We start from the raw sequence: 14,054 nt of genomic DNA on the forward strand, positions 1-14,054 counted from the left end.
TTGACATAATTTCTTTCGGATCCTACCGATGGCCGGGTTGGGAGGAACGACGTGGCCGCATTGACCGATCCGGATTTGCTGTTTCCCGCGGAGCCGCGTCCGCGTTCGGTTGCCCGCGAGCTTTATGCCGGGGTGAAGGACCTGCCGATCGTCAGCCCGCATGGTCACACCGATCCGCGCTGGTATGCGCTCAACGCGGCGTTTCCCGATCCGGCGCAATTGTTGATCGTGCCGGACCATTACATCTTCCGCATGCTGTTCAGCCAGGGCGTCCGGCTCGAGGACCTTGGTGTGCCGACGCTCGACGGCTCACCGGTGGAGACCGACGGCAGGACGATCTGGCGGTGCTTCGCCGAGCACTATTATCTGTTCCGCGGCACGCCGACGCGCCTGTGGTTCGACCATGTGCTTGCCCATCTGTTCGGCATTGAAGAGCCGCTGAACGGGGCGACGGCCGACCGCCACTACGATATAATTGCGACGCTGCTGCAGTGGGAGAATTTTCGCCCGCGAGCACTGTTCGAGCGCTTCAACATCGAGGTCATCGCGACGACCGAAGGCGCGCTCGACGATCTCAGATGGCACCAGATGATCCGCGACAGCGGCTGGGAGGGCCGCGTCGTCACCGCCTACCGGCCGGATGCAGTCGTCGATCCCGACTTCGAAGGCTTTTCGGCCAATCTCGATCGGCTCGGCGACATCACCGGCTGCGACACCGGCACCTGGGCCGGCTATCTCGATGCGCATCGCCAGAGAAGGGCCTTCTTCAAGAGTTTTGGCGCGACCGCGTCGGATCACGGCCATCCGACAGCGGAGACCGCCAATCTGTCGGATGCCGCCGCACAGGAGCTGTTCAACCGCATCCGCCGGGGCTCGGACGACGAGCGCGAGCGAAAGCTGTTTCGTGCCCAGATGCTGACCGAAATGGCCAAGATGAGCCGCGACGATGGGTTGGTCCTGCAGATCCATCCCGGCTCCTGGCGAAATCATTCGCCTGCCGTCTTCCAGAGGTTCGGCAGGGACAAGGGGTTCGATATCCCGATCCGAACCGACTATGTGACGGCGCTGAGGCCGCTGCTCGACTGCGTCGGGCTGGAGCGCGACCTCACCATCATCCTCTTCACGCTCGACGAGACCAGCTATGCGCGCGAACTGGCGCCGCTCGCCGGCGTCTACCCGGCGCTGAAGCTCGGGCCGGCCTGGTGGTTCCACGACAGCCCTGAGGGCATGCGCCGGTTTCGCGAGATGACCACCGAGACGGCCGGCTTCTACAACACCGTCGGCTTCAACGACGACACCCGCGCCTTTCCATCCATCCCGGCTCGTCACGAGGTGGCGCGTCGGGTCGATTGCGCCTTTCTTGCGCGTCTCGTCGCCGAGCATCGGCTCCGCGAAGACGAGGCGCACGAGCTGGCGCAGGAACTTGCCTATACGCTCGCAAAAAAGGCGTACCGGCTCTAACGGCGCTTGCCGCCATCGTTCAACGGGAGGAAACCAATGCTGCATCTTTCTAGACTGGCGGGAGCTACGCTAATGGCCGCCGCACTGATGGCCGGAACGGCAAGCGCCCAGACGGTTCTGCGCTCGTCCGACACGCACCCGGACGGCTATCCGACGGTCGAGGCGGTCAAATATTTTGGCGAGCTTGTCAAAGAGCGCACGGCCGGCCGCTATTCGGTCGATGTCTATCATTCCGCGCAGCTCGGCGAGGAAAAGGACACGATCGAGCAGGTGCGCTCCGGCGTGATCGACCTCAACCGCGTCTCGATGGCGCCGTTCAACGGACTTATCCCGGAAACCACCGTGCCCTCGCTGCCCTACATCTTCCGCTCGGAAGACCATATGCACAAGGTCATGGACGGGCCGGTCGGCGACCAGATTGCGGCGGCGTTCGAACAGGTCGGGCTGGTGCTGCTCGCTTTTTATGACGGCGGCGCGCGCTCCTTCTACAATTCGAAGAAGCCGATCAACACTGTAGCCGATCTGGCCGGCATGAAGTTCCGCGTCATCCAGTCCGACATCTTCGTCGACATGGTGGCTGCACTCGGCGCCAACGCGACGCCGATGCCGTATGGCGAAGTGTATTCGGCGATCGAGACCGGGGTCATCGACGGCGCGGAGAACAATTTTCCGAGCTACGACACCGCCAAGCATGCGGAAGTCGCCGAGTTCTATTCGCTCGACGAGCACACGATGGTGCCGGAAGCCTTCGTCATGGCGAAGTCGAGCTGGGACAAGCTGACGCCGGAAGACCAGGCGATCTTCAAGGCGGCCGCCAAGGAAAGCGTCGCCAAGCAGCGTGAGCTGTGGGCCGCCAAGGTCAAGGAATCGCGTGCCAAGGTCGAGGCGGCCGGTTCGCAGATCACGACACCGGACAAGCAGCCCTTCATCGACGCGATGGGCCCGGTCTACGAAAAGCACGTCAAGGACGACAAGCTGAAGGCGATGGTCGAGGCCATCAAGGCCGTGCAGTGATCAAGCGGCGGCGCGGGCATTCCGCGCCGCCATCCTCTTGCGGAGAGAACCGGTGACCTCCAGCTCAGAACAGAGACTGCCCCTGCCCGGCATCGCGCGGGTGATGTCGCGCGTCAGCACGGCGGCGCTGTGGATCGCTGGCGTCGGGCTGGTGCTGATGACCGCCTTCGTCGCCTGGCAGGTGTTCGGCCGCTATGTTCTGAACCGGTCGCCGAGCTGGACCGAGCAGGGCTCGGTGATGCTGATGAGCTGGTTCATTTTCCTCGGCGCTGCCGTCGGGGTGCGCGAGAACTATCACCTCGGCTTCGACGTCCTGCTCTACGTCCTGCCGAAAGGCGGCAAGCGTTGGCTGAGGATGATCTCGGACCTCGTCGCGCTCGCCTTCGGCATCGGCATGATCTGGTATGGCAGCCAGCTGGTTGCATTGACCTGGGGTGCCACCTTGCCGTCGCTCGGCATATCAGGAGGCTGGGACTACGTCCCGCTTGTCGCGGGAGGCGCGCTCATCGTGCTCTTCACGCTGGAGCGCATCGTGCTTCGCCTTTCCGGTGCGCCGATCGACGATGCGCTCGATGAACTGCCGCCTGCCGAAGTCGCAGCCGAACTCGACACAGCGAACGTGAAGGTCTGACGCCATGGAACTCTGGATACTCTTCGGCGTCTTCACCGTTCTGATGCTCATCGGCACGCCGATCGCTTTCTGCCTCGGCGTCGCAAGCTTTGCGACCGTCCTCTACATGGGCCTGCCGCCGCTCATCGTGTTCCAGCGCCTGAATTCCGGCATGAGCGTCTTTTCGCTGCTGGCCATTCCGTTTTTCATCTACGCCGGCGACTTGATGGTGCGCGGCGGCATCGCCAGCAAGATCGTTGCCTTCGCCGGCTCGCTTGTCGGCCACATGCGTGGCGGCCTCGGGCAGGTCAACATCGCGACCGCTACACTGTTCGGCGGCATTTCGGGCTCCGCGGTGGCGGAGGCAGCGGCGGTAGGCGGCTTGATGATCCCGCAGATGAAGGCGCGTGGGTATGGAGCGGATTACGCCGTCAACGTCACCTCGATGGCGGCGCTGATCGCGCTGCTCCTGCCGCCGTCGCACAACATGATCATCTACTCGATCTCGGCAGGCGGAAAGATTTCGATCGCCGACCTGTTCACGGCCGGCATTATCCCGGGGCTGCTACTGGCGCTCGCACTGATGATCACCGCCTATTTCGTGGCGCGCTCCCGCGGTTATCCGACCGAGCCGTTTCCAGGCTTCGCCGCCGTCGCGCATCTCTTTGCTGTCGCGGTGCCCGGCCTGCTGCTGATCGCGATCATCTTCGGCGGCGTGCGATCGGGCGTTTTCACGGCCACCGAGAGTTCCTGCATCGCCGTCATCTATGCGTTGCTCGTGACGGTCCTGGTTTACCGGCAGATGACCTGGGAAGGTTTCGTTCATGCCACCCATGGCGCGGTGCGCACCACGGCCATGGTGCTGCTTATCATCGGCATGGCGGCGGCGTTCTCGTGGTTGATGGCCTTCCTGAAAGTGCCGGCAGCGCTGATAGCCTCGATGAACGCGATCTCAGAGGATCCGCTGGTCGTGCTTCTCCTGCTCAATCTCTTGATGCTGTTCCTCGGCACGTTCATGGACATGGGGCCGACGATCATCATCTGCACGCCGATCTTCCTGCCCGTCGCGCAGGCCTACGGCGTCGATCCGGTGCATTTCGGCGTCATCATGATCCTCAACTTCGGCATCGGGCTGAACACGCCGCCGGTGGGCGCGGTGCAGTTCGTGGCGTGCGCAGTGGGCAAGATATCCGTCTGGGAAGCGATGCGCTCGATCTGGCCATTCTATGGCGCAGGCCTCGTGGTGCTGGGGCTCGTCACTTACATTCCGGCCATCTCGCTATGGCTGCCGAGCGTCTTCAAATAGGGGTTGGCAATGGCATCGGATACGGCGATCAGCCTGAAGGTCGAACGCAAGCCCAAGCTGTCGGAGACCGTGGTCGCGTCGATCCGCAAGCAGTTGCAGGCGGGCGAGATCCAGCCGGGCCAAAAGCTGCCGACCGAGGGCCAGCTGACCGAAACCTTTGGGGTCAGCCGCACCGTCATCCGCGAAGCGCTGGCCAAGCTTGCCGCCGACGGTCTGGTCGAGCCGCGGCAAGGCGCCGGGGTCTTCGTCACCGAGCATATCTCGACGATGTTCGGCACGCTGGCCGCGGATATGGGCAGCAAGGATTCGATCGCCCTCAACGTGCTCGAGGTGCGCCTGGCGATCGAGATCGAGTCCGCGGGGCTCGCCGCTATCCGTCGCAATGCCGCGCAGGAAGCAGCGATCCAGGAGGCGTTCTTCGAGTTCGAGCGGCTGCTCTTGAACAGCGAGCCGACAGGTCCGGCCGACCTTGCCTTCCACCGCGCGATCGCCAGCGCCACCAACAATCCGTTCTATGTCGAGATGCTCGACGTGCTCGGACGGCGCGCCATTCCTTGCGACGTGACGTCGCCGTGGTCCACCGAGCTCGCCCAGTCGGACGCCTATCAGCGCGGACTGCAAGGCGAGCATCTGGTGATCCTGAACGCCATTATGACAGGCGATGCCGAGTCCGCTCGCGAAGCCATGCGCGCCCATCTCACCGCGAGCCAGCAGCGCTATCGCGAGCGCCTGCACGCACGTCAGAATTTTTATGCCGACTCGGTCAAGGCCGCGGCAACCGAATGACCAATGAGGCAGCCCAATGGGACAGCAATGAATCACACTGACAATCACACCGACTTCACTTCGCGTTTCGCCATCGACCCTGTTACTGCCGCGGCGATGGGGACGGACGAGCTTCGTCATAATTTCCTGATCGAAGGCCTGTTCCAGCTCGGCCGCATCGGCCTGACCTACACTCATTACGACCGCATGATCGTCGGCGGCGCCATGCCCGCGGGCGTCCCGCTGCCGCTGGAAGCGATCAAGCCGACCGGGACAAAGAATTTTCTCGATCGCCGCGAACTGATCGCCGTCAACATCGGCGGCGCCGGCATCGTGAAAGCTGGCGGCCGATCCTACGAGCTGCAGCCGCGCGACATGCTGTATCTCGGCATGGGCGCCAATGAGGTGTCGTTCGCTTCAGTCAACCCAGCCGAGCCGGCTAAATTCTATCTGCTCAGCGCGCCGGCGCATCAGAGCCATCCCAGCCAGCTGATCCGCATCGGCGATGCCAAGCGGCTCGATCTCGGCAGCCAGGCGACCTGCAACGAGCGCTCGATCTTCCAGTTCATCCATGCCGAAGGCGTCAAAACCTGCCAACTCGTCGTCGGCATGACCCAGCTTGCGTCAGGCTCGGTCTGGAACACCATGCCGTGCCATGTGCATGACCGGCGCATGGAGGCTTATCTCTACTTCGATCTGCCGGAAGCGGCGCGCGTGTTCCATTTCATGGGCGAACCGGATGAGACACGCCATCTCGTCATGCGCAATGAAGAAGCGGTGCTGTCGCCGGGATGGTCGATCCATTCGGGCGCCGGCACGTCCAACTATGCCTTCATCTGGGCGATGGCCGGCGACAATGTCGACTATACCGACGTCGATCCAGTCGCGATGGAAGAGCTGCGGTGAGCGATCTTTCCGCTTTTAGCCTGGCCGGCAAGCGCATCCTCGTCACCGGGGCCAACACCGGCATAGGCCAAGGTATCGCCCTGTCGATCGCCCGCGCCGGTGGTGCGGTGGTCGGCGTCGGCCGTTCGGCGATGGACGAGACGGCGGAAAAGGTCGCTGCGTCGGGCGGACGCTTCGAGGCGGTGCGCTGCGATCTTGCCGACCATGCCGCTGCCCAGGCGATGCTCGATCGCATCTGGGACGAAACCGGACCGCTCGACGGACTGGTCAACAATGCCGGCATCATCCGGCGCGCCGACGCCGTCGATCTGACGCAAGCCGATTGGGACGACGTCATGGACGTCAATCTGAAGACAGTCTTTTTTCTCAGCCAGAGCTTCGCCACGCGCGTGCTTGCCGATCCGGAACGGCGCGGCAAGATCGTCAACATCGCGTCGGTGCTGAGCTTCCAGGGCGGCATCCGCGTCGCCTCCTATACGGCGTCGAAGCATGGCGTGCTCGGCATCACCCGGTTGCTCGCCTGCGAATGGGCGTCGAAAGGCATCAACGTCAACAGCATTGCGCCCGGCTACATCGAAACCAACAATACCGAGGCGCTGCGTGCCGATCCAGACCGCAGCGCCGCCATTCTGGCGCGCATTCCAGCCGGGCGTTGGGGCGGGCCGGATGATATCGGCGACGCGGCCGTCTTCCTGCTGGCGCCAGCGTCAAACTACATGCATGGCGCAGTGGTGCCGGTGGACGGCGGCTGGTTGGCGCGATGAGGCCAGATGAGGATTTGGCGATGACTGGAACCAAGATATTTTCGCACGCCGGCGAGGGCGCATGGACGCCGACCCCGGATGGCAATCGCAGGCGCGTGCTGCTGCACACGGACGAGTTGATGATGGTCGAGTTCGGTTTCGATAAGGGCGGTGTCGGTGCGCTGCATTCGCACCCGCATGTCCAGGCGAGCTACGTCGCCGAAGGTCGCTTCGAGGTCACCATCGACGGCAGGACCGAGATCCTGGAAACGGGGAGCAGCTTCATCGTCCCATCCAACTTGGTCCATGGCGTCAAGGCGCTCGAGGCCGGGCGCCTGGTCGACAGCTTTACGCCGCACCGCGCCGATTTCCTCGCCTGACGTTACAAGAACGAACGCAGGTCACTACGCAGCGGCAGCTATCTTAACAAACGAAAAGCCCGCGCCTCCGGAGAGACGCGGGCGTGTTGCCTGGGCGCTTGTGGCGCCGCGGTACTCAAAACATCACCGCAGAACCTGAACCTGCCGAATTATGATGAAGATAGGATTAACCGGCCCGAGCCGACGCGATATTCACAGGCAAAGCGAATAGGGGCTGGAATCATGATCCCATATCCGCCAATGAGGGGATATTCTTTCAGACGGCGCCGACGGAGACAGGACTTGAGGGGTGATCAAGTATTCGAATCCGTGGTCAAGCCAGTCACCTGGGGATTTGCCAGGGAGCTTTGGCAAGTCATGTCGCCGCAGTTCCTGGCCGTTCCCATGCTGACTTCTCAAGCGGCGCCGATCGTAGAATTTCCCTGATGCAGGTATCGACGGCCAGCGTCCGGGCGGAGGATCCCAAGCGGCGTGTCCTGAAGGATGTGTTCGGCTTCGATAATTTTCGTCCCGGCCAGGATGCTGTGACGGAGGCACTGCTGGCTGGGCGTCATGTGCTGGCTGTGATGCCGACCGGCGCCGGCAAATCGCTCTGCTACCAGGTCCCGGCGCTGGTCCTTGGCGGGCTCACCATTGTCGTTTCGCCGCTGGTGGCGCTGATGCAGGACCAGGTCGCCGCATTGCGCCTTGCCGGCGTGGCGGCCGATACGATCAATTCCTCGCTCGATCGGGACGCCAATGTCGCCGCATGGCGCCGTGTTGCGGCGGGCCAAACGCGCCTGCTCTATCTTGCGCCGGAGCGGCTCATGACCACACGTATGCTCGAGGCGCTGGCCAGGCTCGACATCCGGCTGATCGCTGTCGACGAGGCGCATTGCATCTCCCAATGGGGTCCGGCGTTCCGGCGCGAATATGAAGAGTTGTCGCGGCTGCGCGGCATCTTTCCTGATGTGCCGATCATTGCGCTGACGGCGACAGCGGACGAGACGACGCGCACCGACATCGCCGCACAGCTGTTCGCTGGCTGCGTCGAAACCCTGGTGCTGGGCTTCGACCGGCCGAACATCAAGCTTGGCATCGAGGCCAAGCAGGACGGCAAGCGCCAATTGCTGAGCTTCGTGCAGCGTCATGCCGGCCGCAGCGGCATCGTCTATTGCCTGTCGCGCAAGAAGACCGAGGAGATGGCGGCGTTCCTCGAGAAGAACGGCGTGCGCGCGCTCGCCTATCATGCCGGCATGAGCAAGGACGCGCGTGAAGCGAATCAAAACGCATTCATGACCTTGTCCGGCGTCGTGATGGTGGCGACCATCGCCTTCGGCATGGGGATCGACAAGCCTGACGTCGCCTATGTCTTCCATACCGATCTGCCGGGCAGCCTCGAAGCCTATTATCAGGAAATCGGCCGTGCTGGCCGCGACGGGCGGGCTGCCGAGGCCCATATGCTCTTCGGTCTCGGCGATATCCGCATGCGGCGGCTTTTCATCGACGACGAGGACGCACCGGCGGAGCATAAAAGACGCGCGCATGGCCGGCTCGACACGCTGATCGGTTATTGCGAAACGGCCCAGTGCCGTCGCCAGATCCTGCTTGGCTACTTCGGCGAAACAGCAATGCCTTGCGGCAATTGCGACAACTGCCTTGACCAGACGCCGCAAGCGGATGGCGAGGCAGAGGCGCGGATCGTCTTCGCGGCCATCGCGCAGACCGGCGAGCGCTTTGGCGCTGCCCATATCGTCGACGTTCTGCTCGGCCATGAAACCGAGAAGGTCCTGGCCAGGAACCACCACAGGCTTGCCAGCTTCGGGACCGGTGTGGCGCACAAGAAGGATGTCTGGCTGTCCTTGGTCCGCCAACTCGTCGCGGGAGGATTTCTGACACTGGACTCAGGCGGCCATGGCGGCCTCGCCATCGCCGAAAAAGGTCGTGAGCTGGCCCGTGGTGACGTCTCTTTCCGCTATCGCGTCGAGGTGCGGAGCCGCGCGTCGCGTGGTAAGACGCGTCCCGCTGCTGCGGGTACGGACGACCTGGATACCGCCCTCTTGGCCACGCTCAAGGCGGTACGGCTGCGTCTTGCCCGGGAGCGCCAGGTGCCAGCGTTCGTGATCTTCTCCGATCGTACACTGATCGATATGGCCGAACGCTGCCCGCGCGACCTCGACGCCTTCGCCGCAGTCAATGGCGTCGGCGCCGCGAAGCTCAGGGAATTCGGCCAGATATTCCTTGGCGCAATCGCCGCGCACCAGTCCGGGGTGTCGGTCTGAAGATTGCATCAAGGCGATCGCGCCGACGGGTAGCCACATAGAGCGGTTCATCGTTTCACGGAAACGCCGAACCGCTCTATCTCTTTGTTTTTGCGCAATTCCGGACGGAAAACCGTTCACACTTTTCCTGGAATTGCTCTAGACCACTGCGGCGGCGCAATCAGCACTTGCTTCGTCTCACCGCCGCGATCGCAGCCTCCTGCAGCCGCAGCTGCTCGATTTTTGCGCTCTGGCGGGCAGTGACGGCAGAGGCGACACGCCGGGCGCCCCATAGCCAGTCCGGAATATTGCTTTTCGCGACTTTGCCCCGAGTGATCGCTGTCGCCGACATCTCCTTGGCGACTTCGCCCATGGCCACGTTGAGTTCGACGCAGCTCATCTTGTCGTATTTCGCGGCATCAAAGGATGCGTGGAAGGGCGATGCGCAACCTCCGATAAATACGAGGCTACAAATCAGGGGCGTGGCTGCAGTGATCGCCTTCATTTTTTATCAAGCAGGTTTGACGCCGACCGGGCGAGTATCAGAGGGTTCTCGATCTCGGGCCGCGGAGCGTTCCCGAGGTTTTGCGTAACGGAAGCATGTAGACCTCTACAATACTCTGTTCGACGCGTCATTCCCTCTATTATGGTCGAAGAACTTCGAGAGAGCCGCTCCGGTCTGGTGAGGGTGCTCTTCGGGAAAGAAGTGCCCGCCCGGAACAGGGCGTCCTTCAACCCTGTCGGCCCATTCTCTCCAAATAGCCAGCGGTCCGCCTTCCCTTGCATACCAGGTCTCAAGGCCGCCTTCGCTACTCCACAGTGCCAGTAGCGGGCACTCAATGCGACGACCATTTGCCTGGTCCGCCGCGTCATGCTCACGATCGATCGTGGCAGCGGCCCGATACTCTTCGCAAATCGCATGAATATGAACGGGATCGCGAAGCGCCTCGACATAGGCGTCCCTGACCTCCGTAGAGAACATTTCTGCCGGCGACCCCCACTGCACAATCGCATTGTCGACGATGGCATCCGGCGCGGCGCCTATCAGTCGCTCTGGCAGAGGCTCCGGTTGCGCAAGAAGGCTCCAGGGCCAGAAGCCGAGAGCCAGTCTGGCGTCCGCCCTATCCCACGCGGCGGCGGTGGGGATGACGTCGAGGACCGCGATCTTGGAGATTTCATCGGGGTGATCGAGCGCCAGACGATAGGCGACCCGCCCGCCACGATCATGTCCAGCAACCATGAACTGCTTAAATCCCAGCTGTTTCATGACTTGAACCATGTCGCCGGCCATGGCGCGCTTGGCGTATGGGCTATGATCGGCAGAGGAGACCGGGCACCCGCTTTGCCCATAACCTCGAAGATCGGCGGCGATCACCGTAAAGTCGGGCGCCAAGGCCACGGCGATATCCCTCCACATCAGATGCGTTTCGGGAAAACCATGAAGCAGCAGCAGCGGCGGACCGGTTCCGCCGACCCTTGCGAAAATGGTCGTGTCGTCCAGTTGCAAGCTGGTGGCTCTGAAACCTGCAAACACCGTTCGTCTCCTCAGTGTGCCTCAGGCGACAACGCACAAGGTGGCAGAAGGATCACGGTCGGCTGCCGTGGCTGGAGTCGAGGCGGCCCCGGAATTCTCCTCAATGGCTGAATATGGAGGGTGGGCCCACTGATATTTCGATCGGCGCACCCCATATGAGCGCGAAGAGTATCGCCTAGGGATTTGCCATGATGATTTCGCGTTCGAGCCGGTTTGCAGTTTTGTTTGCAGGACTGTTCCTGGCATTGTCCATGGTCACGGCCGATTACGCCGAGGCGCGGCGTGGCGGCAGCTTCGGCAGCCGCGGCACGCGCACTTTCCAGTCGGTCCCGCCGACCAGGACGGCGCCACAGCCGGCCGCGCCGGTCGAGCGCTCGATGACGCCCGCAACGAACAATGCGGCCCGCCAGACACAGGCACCCCAACGACCAGGGCTCTTCAGCGGCCTCGGCGGTTCGATGATGCGCGGCCTGCTGCTCGGCGGTCTGATCGGACTTCTTTTGGGCCAAGGGTTCGGCGGCTTGGCCGGCATGTTGGGCCTGCTGCTTCAAGGGCTGCTGATCGGCGGCGCGATCATGTTGGCCATCCGCTTTTTCCGGTCGCAATCGGCACGCAACCAAGCGCCCGCCATGGCCGGTGTTCCGCGGAGCATGGGGAACTTTGGGCGAAACGCGGCAGCCCAGCCCGAGTCGGACAACGTCTCATCTTTCCCCATTCCAGGCATCGGATCTGGATTTGGCCGGACGGCTCAAGCCGTCGATGAAATTACAATGACGCAGGCCGACCTCGATATATTCCAGCAGCGGTTGACGGAGGTTCAGGAAGCATTCGGGCGCGAAGATCATGCTGGCTTGCGCCGGCTGGCAACCCCCGAGATGGTGTCGTACCTGTCCGAAGAACTTGCCGACAATGCCAGAAAGGGCATCAGGAATGATGTCTCGAATGTCAGCCTGTTGGAGGCCGACATTGCGGAGAGCTGGCGGGAAGATGATCGCGACTACGCGACGGCTGCCTTGCGCTACGAGTCTCACGATGTGATGCGCGATCGCGCCAGCGGCAAGATCGTCGCGGGCGAAGCCGATCGACCGACGGAAACAACCGAACTGTGGACCTTCACGCGCCAGAACGGTGGCGACTGGAAGCTCGCAGCAATACAGCAACCCTGACTGATACACTGCAGCCGCGGCCGTTCAGGTCCTCTTGCGCGCCACGATGTAGGGGCGATTGTCGTTGCCCTTCGTTGCGTGGCTTTCAGTGGCAAGGACGTTGAAGCCCGCGGCAGATATATGCTGGCTCAGGTCTGCAGCGCGAAAGACGCCAGCATAGGGTGCTTTGCCGATCGCGCGCATCGCGGGCAACAAGGCAAGCCGGATGAGTGGGTTCATATCGCCGACGCAAGGTGTCTTGGAGATAAACAGGCCCTCCGCTGCAAGCAAGGCGTGGATGTGGCGCAGCGTGCCAGGCAGGTCGCGGACCAGATGGAGATAGTTGAATCCCAGAACCGCGTTAAACTGCGCCGCGTCAGGCGTAAGCGCTTCTACGGTCGCGGTGCGGAAGACAAGCGCCGGGATGGGGCCAGCGGCGTGTTTCTCATTGGCAATCGCGATCATTCCAGCGGAAATATCCGTCGCCAGATAGTCTTGAACATCGCGCGCGAGCCGGAGCGCGGTCATTCCTGTTCCACAGCCCAGTTCCAACACCTTGTCGCCTGGTTCCAACAGGGCGCGGGTCCGGTCCAGCGTGCGCTCATATGCGGCCTGATCTGCAATCGCACCCATGGCGTACTTCCGTGAACTCCGGTCCCAGAAACGGGCGTCGCTCGCTATGCTCATGGTAGTTGCTCCTCAGATCGCGACCCGGCATTAAGAATGGTCGGAGGCGAGTCATGTCCGCTCAAGTCACGCCCCGCAAAAGCTCGTACGGCTATCGGCGGTGATTGGGTAGCTATCTGGCAGAATAGCCTAGAATCGGCGGAATGGCGGAGAGGGAGGGATTCGAACCCCCGATGGGCTTGCACCCATGCCGCATTTCGAGTGCGGTGCATTCGACCACTCTGCCACCTCTCCGCGGTCATGGTCCGCCGTTGCCGGCGCGGCGCACTAGATAACGGCTGGGCGGACAGGTTACAAGGCCCAATCTGCCCGGCGAACCGGCTTCTTGTCAGGCTGCCGCCCGGCTCTGTGTTGTCGGCGCCTGGCTTGAATGCGTCCGTGGCTCGCATGCTGGCCGCTTGCCTTGACTTGCGGCCAACCTTCGGTTAGGGACAGCGCGCAATCGGCGTGGAGGGTTCTTCCGCGCCGCTTGCTTTTTGAACCCGCAGACTGACAAAAAGACGGCCGAACCGCCTGAAGCGGTTCATCAAGGCCGACCGAACAGCGAAAGGCAAAAAATGTTCGCAGTCATCAAAACGGGCGGCAAGCAGTATCGCGTCGCCGCCAACGATCTCCTGAAGATCGAAAAAGTCGAAGGCCAGGTCGGCGATATCGTCGAGATCGGCCACGTGCTCGCGCATGGCGAGGGCGAGAATGTGACGTTCGGCGCGCCGTTCGTCGACGGCGCCCTGGTCACCGCTGAGGTCGTCGAACAGGGCAAGAACCGCACCGTCATCGCCTTCAAGAAGCGCCGCCGGCAGAATTCGCGCCGCAAGATCGGCCATCGCCAGCTTCTGACCACCGTGCGGATCGCCGAGATCCTGCTGGGTGGCGCCAAGCCGACGAAGAAGGCCGCGGCCAAGACCGAGGCGAAGGCCGAAGTTGCTGCAAAGGCCGAGGCGAAGGCTGAAGCCGCGCCGAAGAAGGAAGCCAAGGCAGAGGCTGCGCCGAAGGAAACCGAGGCCAAGGCAAGCGAAACCGCGGCGCCGCTGTTCAAGGCGCCGAAAGGCGAGCCGGACGATCTGACCGTGATCAAGGGCATCGGCCCGGTTGCGGCCGGCCAGTTGAACGAACAGGGCATCATGACCTTTGCCCAGATCGCCAAGCTGTCCGACAAGGATGTCGCCAAGATCGACGAGCATATGCCGTTCAGCGCCGACCAGATCATGGACTGGCGCGAGCAGGCCAAGGAACTGGTGAAGAAGTAAAGCGAGCCGGCGCAAT

General features: G+C 62.7%; 14 protein-coding genes and 1 tRNA gene. 11 read left to right on the forward strand and 4 right to left on the reverse strand.

Annotation, left to right across the window (positions count from 1 at the left end; genetic code table 11):
• The first annotated feature begins 51 nt into the window (after window positions 1-51).
• The 9 genes from uxaC (at window position 52) to recQ (ending at window position 9,446) form a co-directional block, all read left to right on the forward strand.
• Window positions 52-1,461, forward strand: a complete 1,410-nt coding sequence (uxaC, locus tag A9K68_RS05470; protein ID WP_065011184.1) for a glucuronate isomerase — start codon at window positions 52-54, stop codon at window positions 1,459-1,461.
• Between the two features lie 36 nt (window positions 1,462-1,497).
• Window positions 1,498-2,475 (forward strand): TRAP transporter substrate-binding protein, encoded by a 978-nt coding sequence (locus tag A9K68_RS05475; protein ID WP_065011185.1) that lies wholly within the window; start codon window positions 1,498-1,500, stop codon window positions 2,473-2,475.
• Between the two features lie 103 nt (window positions 2,476-2,578).
• Window positions 2,579-3,106: a TRAP transporter small permease gene (locus A9K68_RS05480; RefSeq protein ID WP_029349033.1), complete on the forward strand. Its 528-nt coding sequence runs from the start codon at window positions 2,579-2,581 to the stop codon at window positions 3,104-3,106.
• 4 nt (window positions 3,107-3,110) lie between these two features.
• Window positions 3,111-4,391, forward strand: coding sequence for a TRAP transporter large permease (locus tag A9K68_RS05485; RefSeq protein WP_065011186.1), 1,281 nt, complete (start codon window positions 3,111-3,113; stop codon window positions 4,389-4,391).
• 9 nt (window positions 4,392-4,400) lie between these two features.
• The gene (locus tag A9K68_RS05490) at window positions 4,401-5,177 is read left to right on the forward strand and encodes a FadR/GntR family transcriptional regulator (RefSeq protein WP_065011187.1); all 777 of its coding nucleotides are present in this window, start codon (window positions 4,401-4,403) and stop codon (window positions 5,175-5,177) included.
• 27 nt (window positions 5,178-5,204) lie between these two features.
• Window positions 5,205-6,062: a 5-dehydro-4-deoxy-D-glucuronate isomerase gene (gene kduI, locus A9K68_RS05495; RefSeq protein WP_065011188.1), complete on the forward strand. Its 858-nt coding sequence runs from the start codon at window positions 5,205-5,207 to the stop codon at window positions 6,060-6,062.
• The gene (gene kduD, locus A9K68_RS05500) at window positions 6,059-6,826 is read left to right on the forward strand and encodes a 2-dehydro-3-deoxy-D-gluconate 5-dehydrogenase KduD (protein WP_065011189.1); all 768 of its coding nucleotides are present in this window, start codon (window positions 6,059-6,061) and stop codon (window positions 6,824-6,826) included. The genes kduI and kduD overlap by 4 nt, the downstream gene beginning before the upstream one ends.
• 20 nt (window positions 6,827-6,846) lie before the next feature.
• Complete coding sequence (locus A9K68_RS05505; RefSeq protein ID WP_065011190.1) at window positions 6,847-7,185, forward strand: cupin domain-containing protein; 339 nt, start codon at window positions 6,847-6,849, stop codon at window positions 7,183-7,185.
• 425 nt (window positions 7,186-7,610) lie between these two features.
• Window positions 7,611-9,446, forward strand: coding sequence for a DNA helicase RecQ (gene recQ / locus A9K68_RS05510; protein ID WP_065011191.1), 1,836 nt, complete (start codon window positions 7,611-7,613; stop codon window positions 9,444-9,446).
• A gap of 160 nt (window positions 9,447-9,606) precedes the next feature.
• Here recQ and A9K68_RS05515 read toward each other — a convergent pair whose 3' ends face one another.
• Window positions 9,607-9,930 carry a hypothetical protein gene (locus A9K68_RS05515; RefSeq protein ID WP_065011192.1) on the reverse strand — a complete coding sequence of 108 codons (324 nt, stop codon included), beginning with the start codon at window positions 9,928-9,930 and terminating at the stop codon, window positions 9,607-9,609.
• Window positions 9,931-10,035: 105 nt separating this feature from the next.
• On the reverse strand, window positions 10,036-10,959 hold the full coding sequence (locus A9K68_RS05520) for an alpha/beta hydrolase (protein ID WP_065011193.1): 924 nt from the start codon (window positions 10,957-10,959) through the stop codon (window positions 10,036-10,038).
• Window positions 10,960-11,150: 191 nt separating this feature from the next.
• On the opposite strand from A9K68_RS05520, the gene A9K68_RS05525 reads away from it, so the two are divergent.
• Window positions 11,151-12,125 carry a Tim44 domain-containing protein gene (locus A9K68_RS05525; protein WP_065011332.1) on the forward strand — a complete coding sequence of 325 codons (975 nt, stop codon included), beginning with the start codon at window positions 11,151-11,153 and terminating at the stop codon, window positions 12,123-12,125.
• A gap of 24 nt (window positions 12,126-12,149) precedes the next feature.
• Here A9K68_RS05525 and A9K68_RS05530 read toward each other — a convergent pair whose 3' ends face one another.
• Together A9K68_RS05530 and A9K68_RS05535 are read right to left on the reverse strand one after the other, a co-directional pair.
• Window positions 12,150-12,791 (reverse strand): class I SAM-dependent methyltransferase, encoded by a 642-nt coding sequence (locus A9K68_RS05530; protein ID WP_065011194.1) that lies wholly within the window; start codon window positions 12,789-12,791, stop codon window positions 12,150-12,152.
• Window positions 12,792-12,935: 144 nt separating this feature from the next.
• Window positions 12,936-13,025: transfer RNA gene (locus A9K68_RS05535), tRNA-Ser, on the reverse strand.
• Window positions 13,026-13,348: 323 nt separating this feature from the next.
• Between A9K68_RS05535 and A9K68_RS05540 the strand changes: the two genes are divergently transcribed.
• Entirely contained in the window at window positions 13,349-14,038 is a 690-nt protein-coding gene (locus A9K68_RS05540) for a 50S ribosomal protein L21 (RefSeq protein WP_065011333.1), read from the forward strand.
• Window positions 14,039-14,054 lie beyond the last annotated feature (16 nt).

It is taken from the genome of Mesorhizobium sp. AA22, from assembly GCF_001672375.2.
Taxonomy (GTDB): Bacteria; Pseudomonadota; Alphaproteobacteria; order Rhizobiales; family Rhizobiaceae; genus Mesorhizobium; species Mesorhizobium wenxiniae.